28 protein-coding genes are annotated in these 20,508 nt (G+C 66.3%); 16 read left to right on the top strand and 12 right to left on the bottom strand.

Features of this window, described 5'->3' with window-relative positions; translation table 11 throughout:
* Positions 1 to 78: 78 nt before the first annotated feature.
* Positions 79 to 723, bottom strand: a complete 645-nt coding sequence (gene thiE, locus IBJ06_RS10745; protein WP_292160097.1) for a thiamine phosphate synthase — start codon at positions 721 to 723, stop codon at positions 79 to 81.
* Positions 724 to 843: 120 nt separating this feature from the next.
* Between thiE and IBJ06_RS10740 the strand changes: the two genes are divergently transcribed.
* The 5 genes from IBJ06_RS10740 to IBJ06_RS10720 all read left to right on the top strand — a co-directional run bounded on the left by IBJ06_RS10740 (position 844) and on the right by IBJ06_RS10720 (position 3,814).
* The gene (locus IBJ06_RS10740; RefSeq protein WP_292160095.1) at positions 844 to 1,029 is read left to right on the top strand and encodes a (2Fe-2S)-binding protein; all 186 of its coding nucleotides are present in this window, start codon (positions 844 to 846) and stop codon (positions 1,027 to 1,029) included.
* A 159-nt stretch (positions 1,030 to 1,188) separates the two neighbouring features.
* Entirely contained in the window at positions 1,189 to 1,689 is a 501-nt protein-coding gene (bfr, locus tag IBJ06_RS10735) for a bacterioferritin (RefSeq protein ID WP_226637483.1), read from the top strand.
* Between the two features lie 54 nt (positions 1,690 to 1,743).
* Positions 1,744 to 2,247, top strand: coding sequence for a tryptophan-rich sensory protein (locus IBJ06_RS10730; protein ID WP_292160094.1), 504 nt, complete (start codon positions 1,744 to 1,746; stop codon positions 2,245 to 2,247).
* A 101-nt stretch (positions 2,248 to 2,348) separates the two neighbouring features.
* Positions 2,349 to 2,915: an elongation factor P gene (gene efp, locus IBJ06_RS10725; protein ID WP_292160092.1), complete on the top strand. Its 567-nt coding sequence runs from the start codon at positions 2,349 to 2,351 to the stop codon at positions 2,913 to 2,915.
* A 92-nt stretch (positions 2,916 to 3,007) separates the two neighbouring features.
* Complete coding sequence (locus IBJ06_RS10720) at positions 3,008 to 3,814, top strand: inositol monophosphatase family protein (RefSeq protein ID WP_292160090.1); 807 nt, start codon at positions 3,008 to 3,010, stop codon at positions 3,812 to 3,814.
* A 6-nt stretch (positions 3,815 to 3,820) separates the two neighbouring features.
* Here IBJ06_RS10720 and IBJ06_RS10715 read toward each other — a convergent pair whose 3' ends face one another.
* Entirely contained in the window at positions 3,821 to 5,683 is a 1,863-nt protein-coding gene (locus IBJ06_RS10715; RefSeq protein WP_292160089.1) for an ABC transporter transmembrane domain-containing protein, read from the bottom strand.
* A 133-nt stretch (positions 5,684 to 5,816) separates the two neighbouring features.
* Here IBJ06_RS10715 and rpmE point away from each other — a divergent pair, with 133 nt between their 5' ends.
* Together rpmE and IBJ06_RS10705 are read left to right on the top strand one after the other, a co-directional pair.
* On the top strand, positions 5,817 to 6,041 hold the full coding sequence (gene rpmE / locus IBJ06_RS10710; protein ID WP_292160087.1) for a 50S ribosomal protein L31: 225 nt from the start codon (positions 5,817 to 5,819) through the stop codon (positions 6,039 to 6,041).
* 93 nt (positions 6,042 to 6,134) lie between these two features.
* Positions 6,135 to 7,811, top strand: coding sequence for a L,D-transpeptidase family protein (locus IBJ06_RS10705; RefSeq protein ID WP_292160086.1), 1,677 nt, complete (start codon positions 6,135 to 6,137; stop codon positions 7,809 to 7,811).
* A gap of 4 nt (positions 7,812 to 7,815) precedes the next feature.
* Here IBJ06_RS10705 and IBJ06_RS10700 read toward each other — a convergent pair whose 3' ends face one another.
* Entirely contained in the window at positions 7,816 to 8,325 is a 510-nt protein-coding gene (locus IBJ06_RS10700) for a DUF1465 family protein (RefSeq protein WP_292160187.1), read from the bottom strand.
* A 134-nt stretch (positions 8,326 to 8,459) separates the two neighbouring features.
* The gene (locus tag IBJ06_RS10695) at positions 8,460 to 8,666 is read right to left on the bottom strand and encodes a DUF1192 domain-containing protein (RefSeq protein WP_292160084.1); all 207 of its coding nucleotides are present in this window, start codon (positions 8,664 to 8,666) and stop codon (positions 8,460 to 8,462) included.
* A 73-nt stretch (positions 8,667 to 8,739) separates the two neighbouring features.
* On the opposite strand from IBJ06_RS10695, the gene IBJ06_RS10690 reads away from it, so the two are divergent.
* The gene (locus IBJ06_RS10690) at positions 8,740 to 9,714 is read left to right on the top strand and encodes an NAD(P)H-quinone oxidoreductase (protein WP_292160082.1); all 975 of its coding nucleotides are present in this window, start codon (positions 8,740 to 8,742) and stop codon (positions 9,712 to 9,714) included.
* Here the strand turns inward: IBJ06_RS10690 and IBJ06_RS10685 are convergent, their stop codons facing one another.
* Positions 9,715 to 10,347, bottom strand: a complete 633-nt coding sequence (locus IBJ06_RS10685; RefSeq protein ID WP_292160080.1) for a beta/gamma crystallin-related protein — start codon at positions 10,345 to 10,347, stop codon at positions 9,715 to 9,717.
* Between the two features lie 216 nt (positions 10,348 to 10,563).
* Between IBJ06_RS10685 and IBJ06_RS10680 the strand changes: the two genes are divergently transcribed.
* Positions 10,564 to 11,229 carry a cell cycle transcriptional regulator TrcR gene (locus IBJ06_RS10680; protein WP_292160078.1) on the top strand — a complete coding sequence of 222 codons (666 nt, stop codon included), beginning with the start codon at positions 10,564 to 10,566 and terminating at the stop codon, positions 11,227 to 11,229.
* A 73-nt stretch (positions 11,230 to 11,302) separates the two neighbouring features.
* On the opposite strand, the gene IBJ06_RS10675 is transcribed toward IBJ06_RS10680, so the two are convergent.
* On the bottom strand, positions 11,303 to 11,476 hold the full coding sequence (locus IBJ06_RS10675; protein ID WP_209119845.1) for a DUF465 domain-containing protein: 174 nt from the start codon (positions 11,474 to 11,476) through the stop codon (positions 11,303 to 11,305).
* Positions 11,477 to 11,603: 127 nt separating this feature from the next.
* Here IBJ06_RS10675 and IBJ06_RS10670 point away from each other — a divergent pair, with 127 nt between their 5' ends.
* From IBJ06_RS10670 to IBJ06_RS10660, 3 genes are read left to right on the top strand one after another with little or no spacing between them, the layout of a single operon-like run.
* Positions 11,604 to 12,203 carry a UbiX family flavin prenyltransferase gene (locus IBJ06_RS10670; protein ID WP_292160074.1) on the top strand — a complete coding sequence of 200 codons (600 nt, stop codon included), beginning with the start codon at positions 11,604 to 11,606 and terminating at the stop codon, positions 12,201 to 12,203.
* Entirely contained in the window at positions 12,200 to 12,670 is a 471-nt protein-coding gene (locus tag IBJ06_RS10665) for a TIGR02444 family protein (RefSeq protein WP_292160072.1), read from the top strand. The genes IBJ06_RS10670 and IBJ06_RS10665 overlap by 4 nt, the downstream gene beginning before the upstream one ends.
* A 44-nt stretch (positions 12,671 to 12,714) precedes the next feature.
* Positions 12,715 to 12,936, top strand: coding sequence for a DUF465 domain-containing protein (locus IBJ06_RS10660; RefSeq protein ID WP_292160069.1), 222 nt, complete (start codon positions 12,715 to 12,717; stop codon positions 12,934 to 12,936).
* Positions 12,937 to 12,940: 4 nt separating this feature from the next.
* On the opposite strand, the gene IBJ06_RS10655 is transcribed toward IBJ06_RS10660, so the two are convergent.
* Entirely contained in the window at positions 12,941 to 13,522 is a 582-nt protein-coding gene (locus IBJ06_RS10655) for a GGDEF domain-containing protein (protein ID WP_292160067.1), read from the bottom strand.
* 169 nt (positions 13,523 to 13,691) lie between these two features.
* On the opposite strand from IBJ06_RS10655, the gene purE reads away from it, so the two are divergent.
* Both purE and IBJ06_RS10645 read left to right on the top strand, forming a co-directional pair.
* On the top strand, positions 13,692 to 14,201 hold the full coding sequence (gene purE, locus IBJ06_RS10650) for a 5-(carboxyamino)imidazole ribonucleotide mutase (protein ID WP_292160185.1): 510 nt from the start codon (positions 13,692 to 13,694) through the stop codon (positions 14,199 to 14,201).
* Positions 14,201 to 15,298 (top strand): 5-(carboxyamino)imidazole ribonucleotide synthase, encoded by a 1,098-nt coding sequence (locus IBJ06_RS10645; RefSeq protein ID WP_292160065.1) that lies wholly within the window; start codon positions 14,201 to 14,203, stop codon positions 15,296 to 15,298. The genes purE and IBJ06_RS10645 overlap by 1 nt, the downstream gene beginning before the upstream one ends.
* Positions 15,299 to 15,320: 22 nt before the next feature.
* Here IBJ06_RS10645 and IBJ06_RS10640 read toward each other — a convergent pair whose 3' ends face one another.
* A complete protein-coding gene (locus IBJ06_RS10640; RefSeq protein ID WP_292160063.1) occupies positions 15,321 to 15,677 on the bottom strand; it encodes a hypothetical protein in 357 nt (118 codons plus the stop codon).
* Complete coding sequence (locus tag IBJ06_RS10635) at positions 15,677 to 16,339, bottom strand: COQ9 family protein (RefSeq protein ID WP_292160061.1); 663 nt, start codon at positions 16,337 to 16,339, stop codon at positions 15,677 to 15,679. The genes IBJ06_RS10640 and IBJ06_RS10635 overlap by 1 nt, the downstream gene beginning before the upstream one ends.
* A 205-nt stretch (positions 16,340 to 16,544) precedes the next feature.
* On the opposite strand from IBJ06_RS10635, the gene rpsU reads away from it, so the two are divergent.
* Together rpsU and IBJ06_RS10625 are read left to right on the top strand one after the other, a co-directional pair.
* Positions 16,545 to 16,778, top strand: coding sequence for a 30S ribosomal protein S21 (rpsU, locus tag IBJ06_RS10630; protein WP_123288363.1), 234 nt, complete (start codon positions 16,545 to 16,547; stop codon positions 16,776 to 16,778).
* Positions 16,779 to 16,952: 174 nt separating this feature from the next.
* A complete protein-coding gene (locus IBJ06_RS10625; protein WP_365812531.1) occupies positions 16,953 to 17,384 on the top strand; it encodes an endonuclease domain-containing protein in 432 nt (143 codons plus the stop codon).
* 11 nt (positions 17,385 to 17,395) lie between these two features.
* On the opposite strand, the gene IBJ06_RS10620 is transcribed toward IBJ06_RS10625, so the two are convergent.
* From IBJ06_RS10620 to IBJ06_RS10610, 3 genes are all read right to left on the bottom strand, one after another.
* Complete coding sequence (locus tag IBJ06_RS10620) at positions 17,396 to 18,784, bottom strand: ABC transporter permease (protein WP_292160057.1); 1,389 nt, start codon at positions 18,782 to 18,784, stop codon at positions 17,396 to 17,398.
* On the bottom strand, positions 18,781 to 19,743 hold the full coding sequence (locus tag IBJ06_RS10615) for an ATP-binding cassette domain-containing protein (protein ID WP_292160055.1): 963 nt from the start codon (positions 19,741 to 19,743) through the stop codon (positions 18,781 to 18,783). Before IBJ06_RS10615 ends, IBJ06_RS10620 begins: the two co-directional genes overlap by 4 nt.
* 128 nt (positions 19,744 to 19,871) lie before the next feature.
* Positions 19,872 to 20,495, bottom strand: coding sequence for a M23 family metallopeptidase (locus tag IBJ06_RS10610; RefSeq protein WP_292160053.1), 624 nt, complete (start codon positions 20,493 to 20,495; stop codon positions 19,872 to 19,874).
* Positions 20,496 to 20,508 lie beyond the last annotated feature (13 nt).

Below are 20,508 nucleotides of genomic sequence, written 5' to 3'. Positions count from 1 at the left end.
CTGACGGGCATTAGACGGGTCCACATCACATAAACAGCCCGTGATGCTTAATCGCCGCCCTTTAATATCCCCTGAAGCCTAGACCTGGATGGCGGCATTGAGCCCGCGCACCGCCTCTGCCGGCCCGGCGGGGTGGGACCATACCGCGCCGCTGACGGCGACAAAGTCAGCTCCCGCCTTGGCCAGAGTCCCTGCATTGGTGGCATCAATGCCACCGATCGCCACGCAGGGGATTTCCATGGTCTCCTGCCAGATGGTCAGGATTTCAGGGCTGGCGGTGTGCTCGACCGTCTTGGTCGTAGTAGGGAAGAAGGTGCCGAAGGCTACATAGTCCGCGCCGGCCTCGGCCGCTTCCATCGCCAGATGGCGACTGTCATGACAGGTGACGCCAATCATGGCGTCGGGCCCCAGCAGACGCCGCGCCTCGGCCACCGATCCGTCCCGCTGGCCCAGGTGCACGCCGTCGCAGCCGCGCGCGAGGTCCACCCGGTCGTTCATAATGACCGCCACGCCATGCGCCCGTGCCACGGGGCCCAGCACGTCGACGGCCCTGCGCACCTCTGCGTCGGACACCGCCTTCAACCGGATCTGGAGCGCCGCCACATCTCCCGCCCCCAGAGCGTCGCCCAGCGTCACGGCGAAAGCCTCGATGTCGCCGATCTGTGGCGGCGTGATCAGGTAAAGGCGGCAGGGGGGGCGAGGCGGAACGACGGTGTTGCTCATGCCCGGCAAGTGCGACGCCCGGCCGCATTCGTCAACGCCGCCCCTTGCATGCGAACGATTTGCAGTCGCCCAGAACGGTGCTATAGCGAGGCGTTCTCAACTGATCCGACGTGTTCGCCCGTGTACATCTGCAACTGCAACGGCTTGAGACAGCGTGACGTGGCCCGGGCTATCGAGTCGGGCGCGGCCCGGCCTCGCGACGTCTTCGCCCACCACCAGTGCAGCGCCCAGTGCGCCAAATGCGTCTGCGAAATGCGCCAGATGATCCAGGAAACGCGGGACTCCTGGGCCATGGCCGCCGAATAGTCCTTGGCCTGTCGAGAGCGACACTCAAACTCGTTCTCATCTCACTGAAAATGCAGATTATTTTTGAAGGCCGCCACCAGGCGTGCTAGACTGCTGCCCTGCATTAACGGCGGGCGATCCCCTCGCGTGGCCCCGCCCTGAACGTGAAAGGCCCCGGCCATGAAGGGCGATCCGGCGATCATCCGCACTCTCAACGCGGTACTGACCAACGAACTGACGGCCGTGAACCAGTATTTCCTGCACGCCCGCATGTTTGAAAGCTGGGGCCTGTCGCACCTCGGGAACGTGATCTACGAGGAATCGATCGGCGAGATGAAGCATGCCGACATGCTCATCAAACGCATCCTTTTCCTCGACGGCCTGCCGAACCTTCAGGATCTGCACAAGCTCAAGGTGGGCGAGGATCCGATCGAGTGCCTCGGCGCGGATCTGCAGCTTGAACTCGACAGCCGCAAGGCCACCTCGGCCGCCGTGACCCAGTGCGAGGAAGCCCGGGACTACGTCAGCCGGGACCTGCTGATGCGCATCCTGGCCGACACCGAGGAGCACATCGACTTCCTCGAGAACCAGCACAAGCTGATCGAGCTGATGGGTGCCCAGAATTATCTGCAATCGGCGATGAAAGAGATCGTCACAGACGCGGGCGCCACCGGCAACTGACTCGGGAACAGACACAGGCCCGGACCATTCCTTCCCCAGGTTGGAGGAAAGTGAATGTTCGATCTCGACGACGTACGTGACAATGCAAGCGATCTGATCAATGCCCGCGACCGCGGCGGCGGTCACATTCTGCTGGGCCTGGGGGTGACCCTCGGCTTTGCGGTGGCGGCGTCGGCGTTGGCCCAGGCATCGGTGCGACCTCAGGCTCGTGGAGGCAAGGAACAACCGATCACCGAACGTCCTCGCGGCTCGCTGGGCCTGATCCTGCCCGCCATGTTTTCGGCCACCACCCTGTCGGCGCTGCGGGTCTGGAATGCACCGAACCGCCCCGAACGCACCCGCGCTCTCGGCCTGTGGGCGGCCGCTCAGGCGCTGAACGCGGTCTGGATCGCCCTGCGCCCCGCCAGCCGCGGGCTACAGATCGCAGCGGCCATGTCATCCGCCGGCATGGCCGCCGCCTTCGCTCACGAAGCCCGAAAGATGGACAACCGCGCCGGAAAGCTGGCCTCCCCGCTCGGTTCGGGCGTCAGGCTGGCAAACCGGGTCGAGCCGGACTGAGCCCGCTGCACGGTGCTTGCCCTTTGACCGCCGCGCCTGTAGGGGTCGCGTCCGAATTTCGTGCGCGCTTGCGCCTCCAGACTCCATCCCCCTGTGATCCTATGAAAATCAACGGCAACACCATCAAGCCCGGCATGGTCCTGCAGCACAACGGCGGCCTGTGGGTCGTCACCAAGGCCAGCCACGTCAAGCCGGGCAAGGGCGGCGCCTTCGCCAACGTCGAGGCCAAGAACCTTGAGACCGGCAACAAGCTGAACGAGCGCTTCCGGTCGGAAGACAAGGTCGAGCGCGTGACCCTGGAACAGCGGGACTATTCCTATCTGTTCGACAACGGTGACTCGCTGGTCTTCATGGACGACGAAAACTACGAGCAGATCGAACTGCAGAAGGACTGGGTTGGCGAAGACCGCATCCCCTATCTGCAGGAAGGCATGAAGGTGGTGATCGAGAGCCACGAGGGCCGTCCGATCGGTCTCGAACTGCCGGAGCAGGTCGTGCTCGAGGTCGTCGAGACCGAGCCGACCGTGAAGGGCCAGACCGCCTCGTCCTCCTACAAGCCGGCCATCGCCAACAACGGCGTGCGCATCATGATCCCGCCCTATATGTCGGCGGGCGAAAAGATCGTGGTCGATACCAGCACCGGCGAATACGTCCGCCGCGCGGACTGATCCGGGCGGTCCAGCCGGGCCGTTCTCTTTCTTGAACTTCTCCGCCTGTCCGGGCCGATGCCTTTCAGGACTTGCGGACCAGGAGATTCCCCATGGCCCTCGCCTCTGCCCTTCTGCAAACCATGATCGACGCGGTCAGGAAGACCGCCCGGCCGATGCTGCGCGACTTCGGCGAGGTCGCCCAGCTCCAGGTCTCGAAGAAGGGCCCCGCCGACTTCGTCACCGCCGCCGACATCAAGGCCGAGCAGACTCTGTTCGAACTGCTGACCAAGGCGCGCCCGGGCTATGGCTTCCTCGGCGAGGAACGCGGCCTGATCGAGGGCACGGACAAGTCGCACACCTGGATCGTCGATCCGATCGACGGCACTACCAACTTCATGCACGCCATGCCCCACTTTGCCATCACCGTGGCGCTGGAGCGGCGGGCGCCTGACGGCTCGGCCGAGATCGTGGCGGGCGTCACCTTCAATCCGGTGATGAACGAGCTGTTCTGGGCCGAAAAGGGCAAGGGCGCCTATCTGAACGACAGCCGCATCCGCGTGACCGGCCGCAAGGACCTCAGCCAGTGCCTGATCGGCACGGGCCTGCCCTTCATGGGCAAGACGGGCCACGGCCAGGCGATCAAGGACATCCACGCCATGGGCCAGCGGGTCGCGGGCATCCGGCGTCTGGGTTCGGCCGCCCTTGACCTCGCCTGGGTGGCCGCCGGCCGCTACGACGCCTTCTGGGAGCGGAACCTCAAGCCTTGGGACGTGGCCGCGGGCCTGCTGTTCGTGACCGAGGCCGGCGGCATCGCCACGACCATCGACGGCACCGGCAATGTCCACGACGGCCAGCAGATCCTGGTCGCCAACCCCGACCTGCATCCCCAGATCGCCGCCATCCTGCGCGCGACCTGATCAGCCTCAGTCCGCCCGGAACTGCAGTCGGGCCAGACGGGCGTACAGGCCATTCCGCGCGACCAGTTCGGCATGGGTGCCGACCTCGACCACGCGCCCTTCGTCCATGACGACGATCCGGTCGGCCCGCAGCACGGTGGCCAGCCGGTGGGCGATGACCAGGGTGGTGCGCGACTGCATCGCCTCGTCCAGCGCAACCTGCACCAGACGCTCATTCTCGGCATCCAGCGCGCTCGTGGCCTCATCCAGCAACAGGATCGGCGCCTGACGGATCAGGGCGCGGGCGATGGCCAGCCGCTGCCGCTGTCCGCCCGACAGGCTGCGGGCCCGCTCGCCGAGGGGCGTGTCGAACCCATCCGGCAGGGCCTCGACGAAGGTCAGCGCCTGGGCGCGCTCGGCCACCTCGCGAACCTCATCAAGCCCGGCGTCCTCGCGGCCAAAGCGGATGTTCTCAATGGCCGATCCCGAGAACAGGGGTGCCTCCTGTGACACCCAGGCAAAGCGTGAGCGCAGGGCCACGGGATCGACGGTCGAGGCCTCGACTCCGTCGACCCGCACCTGTCCCGACTGCGGATCGTAGAAGCGCAGCAGCAAGCGAAAGACCGTCGACTTGCCAGCCCCCGACGGCCCGACCAGGGCCACGGTCTCACCCGGCTGCACCGACAGGGTGAAGTCCCGCAGCGCCGGCAGGTCCGGTCGTCCCGGATAGGCGAAGTTGACATCGCGCATCTCGACCTCGCCGACGGGCGGCTCGGGCAAGGCCTTCGGTGCGGCGGGCGGGCGGATGCCGGGCTGGGCCCGCATCAGTTCGTCGATCCGCTGCATGGCCCCGGCGGCCTTCTGCACATCGCCCCAGCTTTCGCCGAGAGCGCCCACGGCACCAGCCACAAACACCGACAGCAGCACGAACTGCAGCAAAGCCCCCGGCGTCATCCGTCCCGCGATCACATCCTGTGCGCCCAGCCACAGCACCAGCGTCACCCCGCCGAACATCAGGGTGATGATCATGGCGGTCATCCAGGCCCGCGCCCGGATGCGCTTCAGCGACACGCCGAATGCCGCCTCGACCGCCGCCCCGAACCGGCTGATGGCCGAGGCCTCGCGTCCAAAGGCCTGCACCGTCTCGATGGCATCGACGCTTTCGCCCGCGAACCCGACCGCCTCGGCGAACCGGTCCTGGGAATCTACGGTCAGTTTTCGCACCACACGCCCGAACAGGAACAGCGGCACGATCAGGAGCGGCAGCACCAGCAGCACCAGCCCCATCAGCTTGGGGCTGACCACGAACAACAGGATCATCCCGCCGATCATCGTCAGCAGGTTGCGCAAGGCAAAGCTGATCGAAGTCGTCATCAGGGTGTCGATCAGCTGGATGTCTGTGGTGATGCGCGACAGCACCTCGCCGGTCCGCATCCGGACGAAAAACGCCGGGTCCAGCGTCAGGACCCGCCCGAACAGGGCCATGCGCAGGTCAGCAATGATCCGCTCGCCGGTCCGTGTCACGAAATAATAACGCACCGCCGAGGCCACCCCGAGAAACAGGGCGTTCAGACCCAGCAGCAGGAACCAGAAGTTCAGCTGCGCGCCGCCAGACTCGAAACCATTGTCGATGGCCCCGCGCGAGGTCACCGTCAGTCCCAGCGAGGCCCCGGTCGACATCAGCAACCAGAACACGGACAAGGCCACGTGTGCCCGGTGCTGAACGGCAAAGGGCCACAGCCGCATCAGCGGGCGGATGTCCTTCTGGCGGGCACGGCGTTCGCCTGCCTCGCTCAGCCGCTCGCTCAGCTGCGCCCCGGCACCGGGACGACCCGGGGCATCGGCATCGAGATCAGCCGGAGAACGGGAAAGCGAGGGTGTTTCGGTCATGGCCCGCGCCTCTTGCCCCGGAACGCTACCCGGTGTAAACGCCGCCCCTCTCCCGCCGGGCCTCTGGCGGGTTTCCATTTTGCGCACCGACGGTCGGCATCGTCACCGCGCCCGAACAGACCGGACCAACGCGATGAAAGCGGACACCCACCCCGACTACCACTTCATCACCGTGGTGATGACGGACGGCACCACCTATCAGACGCGCTCGACCTACCAGAAGGAAGGCGCGACCCTGAACCTGGATATCGATCCGCTGACGCATCCGGCCTGGACCGGTGGCAACCAGCACCTGATGGACCGTGCCGGTCGCGTGTCGCGCTTCAATTCGAAGTTCGGCGGCTTCATTAAGAAGTAAGCCGGCCCCCGCGCCCCCGCGGGTGCGTCCCGGAAGCCACAGAGCGCCGTCCCTCGGGGGCGGCGCTTTCTGTTTGTCTGGAACGCCGATAAGTTGCGGTCGATTATAGAACAGCGGGGCCATTTCGGGCGTCGCGACAAGCTGGACGGCAAACGGATCATGATCACGCGTCGACAACTCGGTCTGGGTGCAGCCACCGCCGCCATCATGGGTGCGGCCCAGGCCGCGCAGGCACAGAACGCGCGACAGGATCCACCGATGGGTCGGCCCCAGGGTGTTCCGCCGACCCGCGACCCCACCGCCGTGGCCTTCTACAACAGTTTCAACGACCAACTGGCCCGTCTGCCCCGCACGGAACAACCCGACGTTCGTGCCTTCTATGAGATGAACGGCTGGACTCCGGTCTGGACCGCGCAACGCATCGACAGCCTGCGTAACGCCGCCTCAAGGGCCGAACGCCACGGCCTCGCCCAGTACGACTTCTTCAATTTCGAGGACCTGGCCGCTGACCGCAGCATGGCCGAGATGCGCACCACGGCCGCCGCCCTGCGTTATGCCCGTGTGCTCAGCGAAGGCCGCATCCGCCCTGAGACGGTCGAGGACCTGTGGGAGATGCGCAAGAACCGCGTCGACCTGCCCCTCGGCCTCTATCGGGCCCTGGCCTCCGAGGGCGTGGTCGAATGGTACGAGGGGCTGGCACCGACCGACATCGGCTACAACAATCTGTCGGCCGGCTATGTCCGCTATCGGCGTATGATCCGGGAGAATGGCGGCTGGCCGACCTTCCGCGTGGGCGCCAACATTGAGCCGGGGAGCGTTGATCGCCGCATCCCGCAACTGATCCAGCGGCTGATCGCCGAGGGGGACCTCAATGAGGCCGAGGGCATGCGTCTGCTGGCCATGGCTGACAATTTCTATGGCCCCGAGCTTCAGGAGGCGGTCCGCAGCTTCCAGGGCCGTCATGGCCTGGCGGTTGACGCCCGCATCGGATCCGGCACCCAGCAATCCCTGTCGGCCTCGGCCGAGGATCGCGCGCGCCAGATCGCGCTCAACCTCGAGCGCCGCCGCTGGCTGGCCCGCGACGTCGATCCCGAGCGGATCGAGGTCAACACCGCCGCCGCCATCATGGTCTACTGGAAGGACGGTCGGCCGGTTCATTCCAACCGCGTCGTGGTGGGCACCCCCGCCAACCAGACCCCCAGCCTTGAAAAGCCCTTCGCTTCCGTCGTGGCCAATCCGCCCTGGTATGTCCCGGCCGGCATTGCCCGCAACGAGATCCTGCCACGCGGTCCGGGCTATCTGGCCGCCAACGACATGTACATCTCGAATGGCACGGTCATCCAGCGCGCGGGGCCGAAGTCGGCGCTTGGCTATGTGAAGTTCGAGCTGCGCGACAGCTACGCCATCTTCCTGCACGACACTCCGTCCAAGAGCGCCTTCAACCTGGCCTATCGACACCGCAGTCACGGCTGCGTCCGGGTTCAGGACGCGGTCGAGTTCGCGCGTCTGCTGCTGTCACCCGATCCCGAGAAGCTGGAACAATTCGACACCGCCCAGGCCAATCGCCGCACCACCCGCGTCACCACGGGTCGCGAGATTGGCGTGCGCCTCTTGTACTGGACGGCCTTCGTCGACGGTCAGGGCCGCGTGGCCTTCCGCGAGGACGTGTACAAGCGCGATGAGAAACTGGCCGATGCGCTGGGCATCGCCGTCTCCCTGCCGCGCCCTGTCCAGGACGGCCGCGTAGACGCCAATGACGTCGGTCCTTAAGACTTCAGGTCGGAGTGCCGGGGGCCCCGAAGGCTGCTGACAATCGGTCGAACTGACTTTGCACAGGGTTCGGCGTGTCCGCCGGCGGGGTGGCGTCGACGTACATGCGCCGATCCAGATAATGGATCCGGTCGTACAGCTTCTCGGCCCGGACCCCGTATTCCACCAGCGCGATCGGCAAGTCCGCCGGCGGCGGCGTCTCGCCCTCGACCTTGCGGGGTGCCAGCCGGTAGCGGGGCTCGCACGCCGCACTGGCCGCCATATCGCCCTCCCGCACGGCGCGCTGAACCAGCAGCCACGAGGCGATCTGCATCAACCGGGTGGTCAGGCGCATGCTCTCGCCCGCATAGGCCAGGGCGCTTGAGCGCGACAGAAGCTTGGAGTCCCGCCGTCCCTCTCCGTCCAGATAGGCGGCTGTCTCCTCGACCAGTTCCATGCCCTCGCGGAAGGTGCGCTCGAACAGGTCTGAGGCGGCAAAATCGGTCACCACGGCGACACGACCGTCGGGAACCATGACGGCCGAAGGCAGCTCGGGCGAGGGCGTCTCTTCAGTCATCAACACAAATTACCTGTACGTGAATCCTGTCGCCGCAGCCGAAACCGCGTCGCCTGGTCGCCTGCAACGGTCATGCCACGCCAACCGTGCCGTTACGAGCCGAAGTTGAAAAGGGCCTCGGCGGCTGACTTGCGTGCGGACTTTGTCTCCATGGCTGCTTTCACCCGGACAATCTCGGCCTCAAGCAGGGCGATCCGGTCCTGACATTCCTCGACCGAATAAAGATCCAGATCCTCACGGGCCAGTTGGCCCAGCAGGGCTCCGCGTTGCGGCCTCGGTTCGGCGTCGTCGATGATCATGCCCGCCTCCTTGGTTCACTTTCCGGTGGCCCCTATGTGAACGCCCGGACACGGACGATTGCAAGGGCACCCCATGAAACGCATCACCATCAAGGGAGGCTCGGGCCCTGCCACCGCTCTGTCGCTGGCTGAGGCTCCGGACCTGGAACCCGGCCCCGGTCAGGTCCGTATCCGGGTACGGGCCGCCGGTGTGAACCGGCCCGACGTGCTGCAGCGTGAGGGCCGCTATCCTCCGCCCCCCGGTGCGCCTGACACTCTGGGTCTGGAAGTGGCGGGCGAGGTCGATCGGCTCGGCGAAGGGGTCACCGGGGTGACCGTCGGCGACCGGGTCTGCGCCCTTCTGGGCGGGGGTGGCTATGCGGAGCAGGCCGTGGTCGATGCCCGTCATCTGTTCCCCCTGCCCGATGATATGGACTTTGTGGCTGCCGCGGCCCTGCCGGAGACCCTTGCAACCGTCTTTGCCAATGTGTTCGAGGACGGGCGACTGACGGCGGGCGAGACCCTGCTGGTCCATGGCGCCACCAGCGGGATCGGCGTCACGGCCATCCAGATGGCTAAGGCTGCGGGGGCCCGCATCATCGCCACCTCACGTGGCAAGACGAAAGCCGAAGCTGCGCGTGCCCTGGGCGCCGATCTCAGCCTGGATGCCCATAGCGACGACCTGGAATCCGCCATTCGCGAAGCCGGCGGCGTCGATGTAATCCTGGACATGGTGGGGGCCGACTATGCCGCCCTCAACCAGTCTGTGCTCAAACCCGGCGGACGCTGGTCGGTGATCGCCACCCAGAGCGGTGCCCGCGCTGAGATCGACCTGATGCGGCTGATGCTGAAACGGATCGTCCTCACCGGCTCCACGCTCAGGTCCCGCAGTGCGGAGGAAAAAGCCCGCCTGATATCGGCTGTGCGCGCGAGGGCGTGGCCATGGGTCGAGGCGGGGCAGGTGCGCCCCCGGATCGATGCGACCTTCCCACTGGCGGATGCCGGTCTCGCCCACCTCCGGCTGGAAGCGGGCGAGCACATCGGCAAGATCGTTCTGGTGGTCGACTGATTACCAGCGGCCGCCGCGACCGCCCCGCCCAACCGGGCGCAGCGACGATATCCGGTCATTCATGCCCCAGCGGCTCAGATTGCTGACGTCGCCGTCGAAGCGCTGGCAGGTGCCCCGGAAGTAGGCGTCCGTGCAGGCCTCCCACTCGCCCCGGAACCGCATGGAGCTGATCTGATCGTTGAAGCCGGTGCGGTCCAGATTGGGCATTTCACCCGTGAAGGTCGTCGAGGCGCCGCGGAAACCGGCGTCACGATAGACCGTGACTTCGGCACGACCGCCCCAGCCACCACCGCCACCCCAGCCACCGCCGCTGCCGGGACGGTCCTCGAAGTCACCCCTATGCGGCCCACAGACCAGACGACCGTTGTTGTTGGCGATGTCGTAGGGACCACAGCGGTTCAACTCGATGGAGGTCCCCCGGATCTGGCCGCGCTCGTCGCGACAGTCCGCGTATAGCCGACCCTGATTGACATAGTCGCCGCTGCAGGTCCGCGAATAGCTACCGCGGGGGGAAACGCGTTGGGGATCCTGATAGCTGCCACCCGGTGCCCGTTGCGGGTCCTGATCGACGATGGCGGCATTGCCGCCCAGAGCCAGGGCCGACGCTACGGCCACTCCTGCCAAACTCAACATCCTCTTCTCCTCCAGCTAAATCCCTGAGGCCCAAACGCCTCCATGGGCCCACTGTTCAACGCCGGACATGAACCTTGGCTGTATGACCTTGCCATATGTCGTTTTCTTTTCGGCGGAATGCGCCTATACAAACAGCCTCCGCGCCCGGCCGAAAGGTCGGGCGCCGCTGTTTCCGGGCCCCGGCTTCCGGGCCCCTTCATGAACCGGAACGACGTCATGACCGACATTCTCATGCCCAAGGCCACTGCGGTCTGGCTGGTGGACAATTCCTCCCTCACCTTCGAGCAGATCGCCGATTTCTGTGGCCTGCACCCGCTCGAGGTTCGCGGCATCGCCGATGGTGATGTGGCGCGCGACATCCGGGGTGCCGACCCGCTGGTCAACGGCCAGCTGACCCGCGACGAGCTGGACAAGGCCCAAGCCGATGAAACCTATCGCATGAAGGCCGTCGTCAGCCGCCACGCCGAACTGCTCAAGCCGGCCAAGGCTCCGCCGCGCTACACGCCGGTTTCGCGTCGTCAGGACCGCCCCGACGCGATCATGTGGTTCGTCAAGAACCACCCCGAGGTGACCGATGCCCAGATCTCCAAGCTGCTGGGCACCACCAAGGCCACCATCGAGACGGTGCGCAATCGCACCCACTGGAACAGCGCCAATATCAAGGCCGTCGATCCCGTCACCCTCGGTCTGGTCGGTCAGATCGTCCTCGATGAGGTGATCCGCAAGGCGGCCGAGAAAAAGGCCAGGGATGACGCGAAGAAGGGGGGCGCCACCCTGCAGGCCGCTGATGCCGAGGCCGATATCGAACCGGCCTTCGAGCCTGATGCGCCGGAGGCTCGCAGCCAGCACACCGCCGAGTCTGTGTTCGGCTCGCGCGACTAAGCCGATCACCCCGAACATGCAAAAACGGCCCCGGAGCATCTCCGGGGCCGTTTTCATGATCTGGACAGCCTGACTATCCGCTCTGTCGCTCAAGGCCGGCAATCTGTTCCTTCAGCCTGAGTTTTCGGAGTTTCAGTGACTTGAGGTAGAGCGGATCGGTAGCCGGGTGGGTCGTTTCCTTCTGGATCGCGGCATCCAGATTGCGGTGACGGTTTCCCAGTTCGCGAATACGCGCCTCGATGGTCATGGCTTGCGCCTCCTTGTCTAAGGGACCAGTAGATTGAGCGCCCGGACAGCGACCGTGTGGAATCACGTTTCGGTGATTCGGATCGCCCCGGACGCTGAACAGGGTCGCCGCAAAAAGGGTCAAAGTTTTGAACTCTGCCGTATCCCGGGACGATCGCCCCCTGATCGTGGGCATCAGCGGCGCTTCCGGCGTCATCTATGGCGTGCGGATGCTCGACGCCCTTCGGGACATGGGCGTATTGTCGCACCTTGTCGTGTCGCGCGCGGCCCTTCTGACCCTGTCGCAGGAGACAGACCTTTCGCCGCAGGACCTGACCGACCGCGCCGATGTGGTGCACAAGGTCAGCGACATCGGGGCCTCGATCGCCTCCGGCTCCTTCCGGACGCGTGGCATGGTGATCGCGCCCTGCTCCATCCGAAGCGCGGGCGAGATCGCCACGGGCATCACCTCAACCCTCCTGACCCGCGCCGCCGACGTCACGCTCAAGGAGCGACGGCGCCTGGTCCTGATGGTCCGCGAGACCCCCCTCCACCTCGGCCATCTGCGCACCCTGACCGCCCTGTCGGAAATGGGTGCCATTATCGCGCCGCCTCTGCCCGCCCTCTACGCCCGTCCCGACAATCTGGACCAGGTGATCGACCAGAGCGTCGGTCGCGTGCTGGACCTGTTCGATCTGGACTGGTCACCGGTTACCCGCTGGAGCGGCCTCAGCGGGCCCACATCATGAGCGCTCCCGGCTTCTGGGACTGGGCGATAGAGGCCTACGGCCGGGACGGCGTGGCCGACGCCTGCCTCGATCTGCAGGACCGCCATGGCCAGTGCGTTCCGCTGCTGCTGTGGGCGGCCTGGATCGCGTCGCGGGCCGAGGGCGCGTCCGATGATACGCTCGAGGCCGCCTGCGATATTGCCCGCGCCTGGGACCAGACGACCCTCGATCCGCTGCGCGCGCTTCGCCGCAGGCTCAAGTCGCCCCACCCGGATGTGGAGACCGGAGCCCGTCTGGATATCCGCCAGAAAACCATCGAATTGGAGCGCCGCGCCGAACACCACCTGATGCAGGCGCTGGAGCATCTGCCGCGTGAGCCAGCGCCCGGGGCCGATACGCTCCAGACCCTCGTCGCCGTGACCCGCGTCTGGTCGCCGGTTACCCCGCGCAAGGAACTCCAGACCCTGACCGCGTGTCTTTCAGCCTGAAACCGGCTCGTCTATAGACAGGGAAATCAGGGGTATCGGCTGCAATGAACGACGACGCGAGTCTTACGGAAGAGGAACTGGCGCTTCACATCCGGCTCCGGGGTCTGCGCCGTGAACACGCCGATCTGGACGCGGCGATCGAGGCCCTGGCCGCCACCGCCGTGCCGGATCAACTCCGTATCGCCCGCCTCAAGCGCCAGAAACTGGCCCTGCGCGACGAGATCGTGAAGATCGAAGCCCGCATCCTGCCCGACATCATCGCCTGACGCCTCAGCTGCGTCCCGGCTTCCTCAGCCACATGGCGGCATCAGCCTCGGCCAGCCAGGTTTCGACATCTTCCTGCCCGGTCCAGGCCCGGACCCCGAACGATCCGCCCAGCGGCACGGTCCGGCCTTCATGGCGGAAACCTTCGGCCTTCAGGGTCTCGGCCAGACGCGCAGCCTTGTCGCGGCCTTCCTCGATGCCGGCATTCATCATCAGCAGGCCGAACTCGTCGCCGCCCAGCCGGCCGACCGCATCCGATTCCCGCAGATTGTCCCTCATCAGTTCGGCCACCCGCACCAGGGCCGCATCCCCCGCCGCATGGCCGTATGTGTCATTGACGCCCTTGAAGCCGTCCAGATCCAGATACAGCAGCACCGCCGGCACCTGATGGCGTTTGCAATAGGCCATTGCCCGGTGAAGCGCCGTCACGAACCCTCGCCGGTTCAGAGCCGGGGTCAGCACATCGTGGTCGGCCGCCGCCTCGGCCGCCTCCGCCCGCGCGCGCAGCGCCTCGACCTCGGCGCGCAGTCGGGCCAACTCGGCCTCAAGAGCTTCGGAATCAGGCGGCAAGGCAGTGGTCTGGGACACGGAAACGGCAAGACTCCAGAGGCGGCATAAGGGCCTGCGTGGCCCGACTCAGGCGATCGCGCCCGCCCCGATGCTAACCTGCTTGGTTGCAGGCGCAACGCGGGTGCTGTAACCGGCCCCTTCCCGCCCCCACGGGCGCGTTTGAGGGACACCCATGGCCCCGTCCTCCATGGAACCGACACCTCCGGCAGGGGATGCCACCGCCCCCGTGGCCATCATCATGGGCAGCCGCTCGGACTGGCCGACGATGAAGGCCGCCACCGACAGCCTCGACCGCCTGGGCGTCGCCTGGTCGGCCCGCGTCGTCTCGGCCCATCGCACCCCCGACCGCATGGTCGCCTTCGCCCGCGAGGCCCGCGACAAGGGCGTTCAGGTCATCATCGCCGGGGCCGGCGGCGCCGCCCACCTGCCGGGCATGGTCGCCTCCATGACCTCCCTGCCGGTACTCGGCGTGCCGGTGCAGTCAAAAGCGCTCAGCGGGCTCGATTCCCTGCTCTCCATCGTCCAGATGCCCGGCGGAGTCCCGGTCGGCACCCTCGCCATCGGTGAGGCGGGTGCGAAAAACGCCGGCATCCTCGCCGCCCAGATCCTGTCGCTGAACGACCCTGTCCTCGCCGGTCGGCTGGACGCCTTCCGCGAGGCTCAGACCGAATCCGTGCCCGAAACCGTCGAGGACTGATGAGCGACGCGCCCTCTCCGGTTCGCCCCGCCCTCGCCCCCGGCTCGACCGTCGGCATTCTGGGCGGCGGCCAGCTGGGGCGGATGCTGTCCCAGGCCGCCTCGCGCCTCGGCTTTGATGTCGTCATCCTCGACCCCGAGGAAAACAGTCCCGCCGGACGCGTCTCGCGTGGCCAGATCGTCGCCTCCTATGACGATCCCACGGCGCTGAACGTCTTCGGCCGCGTCTGTGACGTGGTGACCTTCGAGTTCGAAAATGTGCCCGCCCGGTCGGTCGAGCTGCTGGCCGAGGCGGGGGCCCGCGTCGCCCCCGGCCCCCGCGCCCTGGCCGTCGCCCAAGACCGCATTCTGGAAAAGACCTTCCTCAACGAAGCCGGCGCCCCGACGGTCGAATTCGCCATGGTCGACGATCTGGTCTCGCTTGAGACCGCCCTTCAGGTCATCCCCCTGCCCGCCCTGCTGAAGACCCGGCGTGAGGGCTATGACGGCAAGGGCCAGGTCTGGATCAAGTCCGCGAAACAGGCTGCGACCGCCTGGAGCGCCATCGGCGAGCGTCCTGCCGTGCTTGAGGCCCGGGCCCTGTTCGTGCGTGAGCTGTCGATCATCTGCGCGCGCGGCTGGGACGGCAAGACCGCCGTCTATCCGCTGGGCTGGAACACTCACAAGGGCGGCGTGCTCAAGACCACGGTCGCCCCGGCCGAGGTCGATTCAAAGACCGAGCGCCGCGCCCGCGCCATCGCCCGCGCCGTGCTGGAGCAGCTGGACTATGTCGGTGTGCTGGGCATTGAGCTTTTCGACCTCGGCGAGGGTCGCCTGCTGGTCAATGAGATCGCCCCCCGCGTTCACAACACCGGCCACTGGACCCAGGACGGTTGCGTCTGCGACCAGTTCGAACAGCACATCCGCGCCATCGCCGGCTGGCCGCTGGGCCCCACCCATGCCCACGCCCATGTCGAAATGACCAATCTGCTGGGCGACGAGATCGACCAGTGGGAAAAGCTGGCCGGCAAGTCCGACATGCGCCTGCACCTCTACGGCAAGGGCCAGGCCCGCCCCGGCCGCAAGATGGCCCACGTCAACCGCGTACACCCACTCTAGGCAGCGAATCCGGTCGGCGTCATTATTCGCAGAGTTCGCTGTCAACGCGGGCGGCCAAGGCTGCGATATCCTGACGCTTCACAAGCTCGTCCGGAGAAATCGTAACCAGCCTGTAGCCACCATCCACGCGCCCCAACAGGAAGGTCCGACCGTAGTCCTCACGGATCCCTCCATGCTGAATGCCCGTCGCATCCAGTTCATCACCCTCAAAGTCGCCGAGGACGACGCTTTCGACCTTGAATGTCAGATGCCATGTCCAGCGCATGACAATGATCCCCGGGTCGACTTCGGGGATGGGCCCGGCCTCTTGGGATATGAGCCGCCCCTGGATAACCAAACTCACACACGGCCCGGGTGGTAAGGCATCCAGAGCGAGCATCAGGTCCGCGCCCCATACCGCATCCGGCTGAGCACCTCGGTGACCTTGCGCAGCGGGGCCTCGAAGTCCTTGCCCGCCTTCCACTTCTCGAAGGTCATGACGTTCTCGATCCGGTCGGCGACAAAGGCCTCGGCCGCCTCGCGCCCGTCGAACCAGCGCATCGTCAGCGCGGGGATCAGAATGCCCGACAGAATGGTGCGCTTGGAATAGTGGTTCCAGTCCGTGGCCGTGTCCCCGGCCCAGGTCCACTGGCGGTCGGCCGTCTCCCACGCCAGTTTCAGCCCAAGCTCGGCATTGTGCGGCAGGGCGAGGAACCCCGCGCATTTGCGGCAGGCTTCAAGGTCCTCAGCCCCGGCCTCCATCCGGGCCGAGACGCCCCGCGCGATGCGCTCGCGAATCTTCAACGTGGCCGGATCGACCCCGGCCAGGGCGGCAAAGGCCCGGTCATCGTGCCGACGCGACAGCAGGGCCGCCAGATCGCGCGCCCCGTGGGGCAGCAGCAGGTCCTGATCGCCTTCCGACAGACCCGCCGCAGCACACGCCGCCCGGGCCATGGTGGCATTCCAGCCCAGACGCGGTGCCAGCGCCACGGCATGGTCCAGCACGGCCTGTTCGGTCTCGCGGGCCCAGCGGTCGGGATCGGTCTCGTCGGAGGCTGCCATGGCCGCCATATTAGGCCCGCCGGATCGGGGTGACGAGCCCCCGTAAAACCCCGCGACGATCTGCGACAGCGAACTGGACAGGGGGGGCCGGTTCGTGTATCCGGCTCGCCTTCACCCGGAAGCCCTCGGTTTGCGGGAAACCGTGTTTTTGTCTGCCCGTCTCCCTTCAGAAAGGACGCGGCGGGCAGTCAAAGGAGAGAGACCCCTGGTTCAGATTTTCGTCCGCGACAACAACGTCGATCAGGCGCTCAAGGCCCTGAAGAAGAAGATGCAACGCGAAGGCAGCTTCCGTGAAATGAAGCGCCACGTGCACTACGAAAAGCCGTCGGAAAAGCGCGCCCGTCAAAAGGCCGAGGCCGTCCGTCGCGCCCGCAAGCTGGCCCGCAAGCGCGCCCAGCGCGAAGGCCTGCTGCCGATGCCCAAGCCGCGTCCCCGGTAAGACCCGGCACTTCGCTGAATACACAAAGGCCGCCCCGGGCAACCAGGGCGGCCTTTTCATTCACCTCCCCATTCGTGGAGGCGAATGGGGAGGACAGACCGCGCAGCGGTCAGGAGGGGGCGGCGCCACCCTTAAGGGTTGCCAATACGTTCTCTCTATGCCACTTTGTCGTGCATGGGAGACAGCATCACCCCCATGCGAGCCAAGCGGATGAGGCGCCCCATGAGCCCCCCGGAAGCCCGGCTCTGGGTCAGGGTGCGCGCACGCCGGCTGGAAGGCTGCAAGTTCAGACGTCAGCATCCCTGCGGCCCCTTCATCCTCGACTTCTATTGCGCAGCCGCACGGCTGGCCGTCGAAGTGGACGGAGAAAGCCACAACCATCCGGACCAGATATCACATGACCGGCGACGAACGCGCTGGCTGGCCGCCCAAGGCATACGGGTCGTGCGGATCGCCGCTGTGGATGTGCGGGACGAACTGGACGGCGTGCTGGCCTTTATCCTCCGCGTCGTCCGCGAGCGAACCGCACACCGCAGCGCCGCCCCCTCCACCCCCCGGGCTAAATCGCCCGGGCGGTCCTCCTCCCCGTCACTGACGGGGAGGTGAAGCGATGGCCTTTACCGCCCCCCGCCCCGGATAGCGCCGGCAAAGCTCTTCCAGCTCAGCTTGACGTCGGACAGGGCCCCGGCGCGGAAGGCACGACCGGCGATCCACACCATCAGCAGGGCAAAGGCAAACATGCCGGCCATGGTGCCGATCACCTCGATCATGGGTGGCTCGGACGGTACCCGGGCAGGCATCAGGAAGGGGGTGAAGAAGGGCACCCACGACAAGATACGAACAATCGGCGAGTCCGGCGTGTTCAGCGTCAGTTGCACGACCAGCAACGGCACCACCAGCACCATCATGATCGGCCCCATCAGCGTCTGTGCGTCGCGGGGGGTTTCGCAGAAGGCCCCGATAGCCGCGAAAAGCACCGCATACATCAGATAGCCACCCACCGTGTAGGCGAGGAAGTAGAAGATCAAACCGCTATCCAGCAGCGCTGTGCCCACATCCGCCGCCCAGCTCGGAGCCGCCGTGATCAGTCCGATCGCGCCCAGACCACCCCATGCCAGAAGGACCGTCAGCGTGAGCAATGCGACCCCCAGCACTTTGCCGGCGAGGATCTCGGTCGCCGACGCTGACGACAGCAGCACCTCAAGGATCTTGTTCGACTTTTCCTCCATTACGCTGTTAAGCAGGATGGAAGCACCGGTGATCACCAGCGACCACAGCAGGAAGCTACTGGCCAGGCCGATCAGCAACGGGATCCTGTCCCGATCAGTCACGGCCCCGCCGCTCACCGATCGAGGCGAGTAGCTCTGCACCTGCGGATCATAGGTTTCGGTCTCAATTACTACCGCAGGATTGATCCCGGCGGCCGCGAAGACCTCTCTCCGATTGGCCGATTTCAGGGCATCGCCCACGAACCGTCGAACCGCTCCATCGGTGGCGTTTGCGCTCCAGACCCGGGCCGTCGGCTTGCCGTCAATGCGCGTCAGGAAGACCACCGCATCCAGTCGCTCCGACCTGGGAATGTCCTTGCCCAGATACCGGCGAAGCAACTCGTCTTGCGCCTCCCCCGGCGTCGAGGCTGCGAGATCGGCCGGAGCCTCGACGAAGCGGATTGAGGACCGGGTGGCGGATGTTGCCGCCTCTGCCACTGCGGGCTGCACCGGCGCGCCGGTCGCCTTCTCCGCCGCTTCCACGACTTCCCGGGCCTCTGCGGCCTGCCGCTCGGCATCCTCGGCCAGCGCGTCCCGAACAATGGCGGCCAGACCTGTGGCCTCCGCGCCTTCTTCGATCAGGACGACCTCACGCTCGGGCTCGGAGTTCTTGACCAGATAGGCGAACCCGCCGCCCAGTAGCCCGAAAAGTGGAAACGCCAGCAGCGACAGCCAGAAGCCGACCGTCATGGCATAGGCGGCGAACTCACGCCGCGCGATCAGAAGAGTGCGGTTCATCGGGCGGCCTCCAGGCTCTCGCGGCGAACGGTCTGGTCCTGATCGGGGTCATCCCCCGTCAGGCCGATAAAGGCGTCGTGCAGGGTCGGCTCGCGCAGTTCGAAGCGGCGCACATCCAAACCGTTCAGGAAAGCTGCTTTCAGCGCCTCCTGCCCGCGCCCGCCCGAGGCCAGCTCGGCCTTCAGCACCTGCACGGGGCCATCGCTGCGCACGATCTCGACAGACACCACACCCGGGAGGGCCCTAGCCGACTCGACCGCGATATCGCCCTCCAGTTCAAGGAACCGGCGGGTTGTGGCCTTGGCCTCGTCGACCGTGCCCTCAAAGGCCTTCTGCCCCCGGGCCAGCAGCACCACCTTGTCGCACAGCCGCTCGGCGTGCTGCATCACGTGGGTCGAGAACAGGACCGTGGCGCCGTCGGCGGCCAGACCGCGGATCATTTCTTCCAGACCCTGCTGGTTGACCGGATCGAGGCCCGAAAACGGCTCGTCAAGGATGACGAACTCGGGCTTGTGCACGACCGAGGCGATCAGCTGCACCTTCTGGGCCATGCCCTTGGACAACTCTTTCATCTTCTTGGTCTGGGCGTGCTCCAGCCCCTGCTGTTTCAGCATGGCGCGGGCGCGCTTGCGTCCCTCACCCGTTGGCAAGCCCTTCAGGGCCCCAAAGAAGGCGATCGCATCGATCGGGGTCATCTTCTTGTAGAGACCGCGCTCTTCCGGCAGGAAGCCGATCCGGTTCCGGACCATACGGCCGTCCGGTGCGCCCAGAATGCTCAGGCTGCCCGATGTCGGCGGCTGCAGGCCAAGGATCATCCGCAGGGTCGAGGTCTTGCCCGCCCCGTTCGGTCCCAGAAACCCGCAGATGCTGCCCTTGGGAACCGAAAAGCTGAGATCCTTGACGGCCTGAAACGCCCCATAGCGCTTGCTGATGTCGTTCAGGCTCAGTGCGGCGTCCATATGCGCCCCCCTTGGAAACTCTTGGTCGATACGAGTCCTAGGGTATGTAAAGGGTGTTTGACAACCTTGGTCGTGGCGGATCGACGCCCGTTTTCATGAATTCCGTGTCATGATCCCGAGGGCGAGGCTCAGGATGCGTCGATCACCACGACCTCGAAGGTGCGGCCCAGAACGCGGGCCGGATTGATCGGCGTGCCGCCCCGGCGAACCTCGAAATGCAGGTGGGGCCCGGTCGAATAGCCGGTCGAGCCGACCAGACCCAGCCGGTCGCCGCCGCTCACCGCCATGCCCGAGGCCACGTCCACACGGCTCATATGGGCATAGAGGGTCGTCATGCCGTTCGGGTGGGCCACTTCGACGAAGCGGCCATAGCCCTCGGGCTGATAGCCGGTGCGGATCACCACGCCCTCGGCCGCGGTAAAGATGCTGGTGCCTGTGGGAGCGGCCATGTCGACGCCATTGTGAGGCCGCGCGGCACCCTCTCCACCCAGCCGACGCATGCCGAACCGCGAGTTGATCGGGTAGCCCTTCAGCGGGGCCTCGAAGCTGATCTCGCGCGTCACCGGCCCGGCCGGTTCAGCCACGGCCACGACCGGGGGCGCGACCGGACCTTCGTCGACAGTCAGCACGGGATCGCCCGCGGGAACGGCGATCGGCGCGGCGGCCATCGCCATCACGGCCACGGCAACAAGGCCGAAGGACTGTCCGGATTGAGTGGCAAGGGTGCGCAGGCGGGCGTCAAGGCGTCGCATCAGGCGGCGTCTC

The organism is Brevundimonas sp., from assembly GCF_016742135.1.
Classification (GTDB): Bacteria; Pseudomonadota; Alphaproteobacteria; order Caulobacterales; family Caulobacteraceae; genus Brevundimonas.
This window is presented reverse-complemented; position numbering and strand designations above follow the sequence as displayed.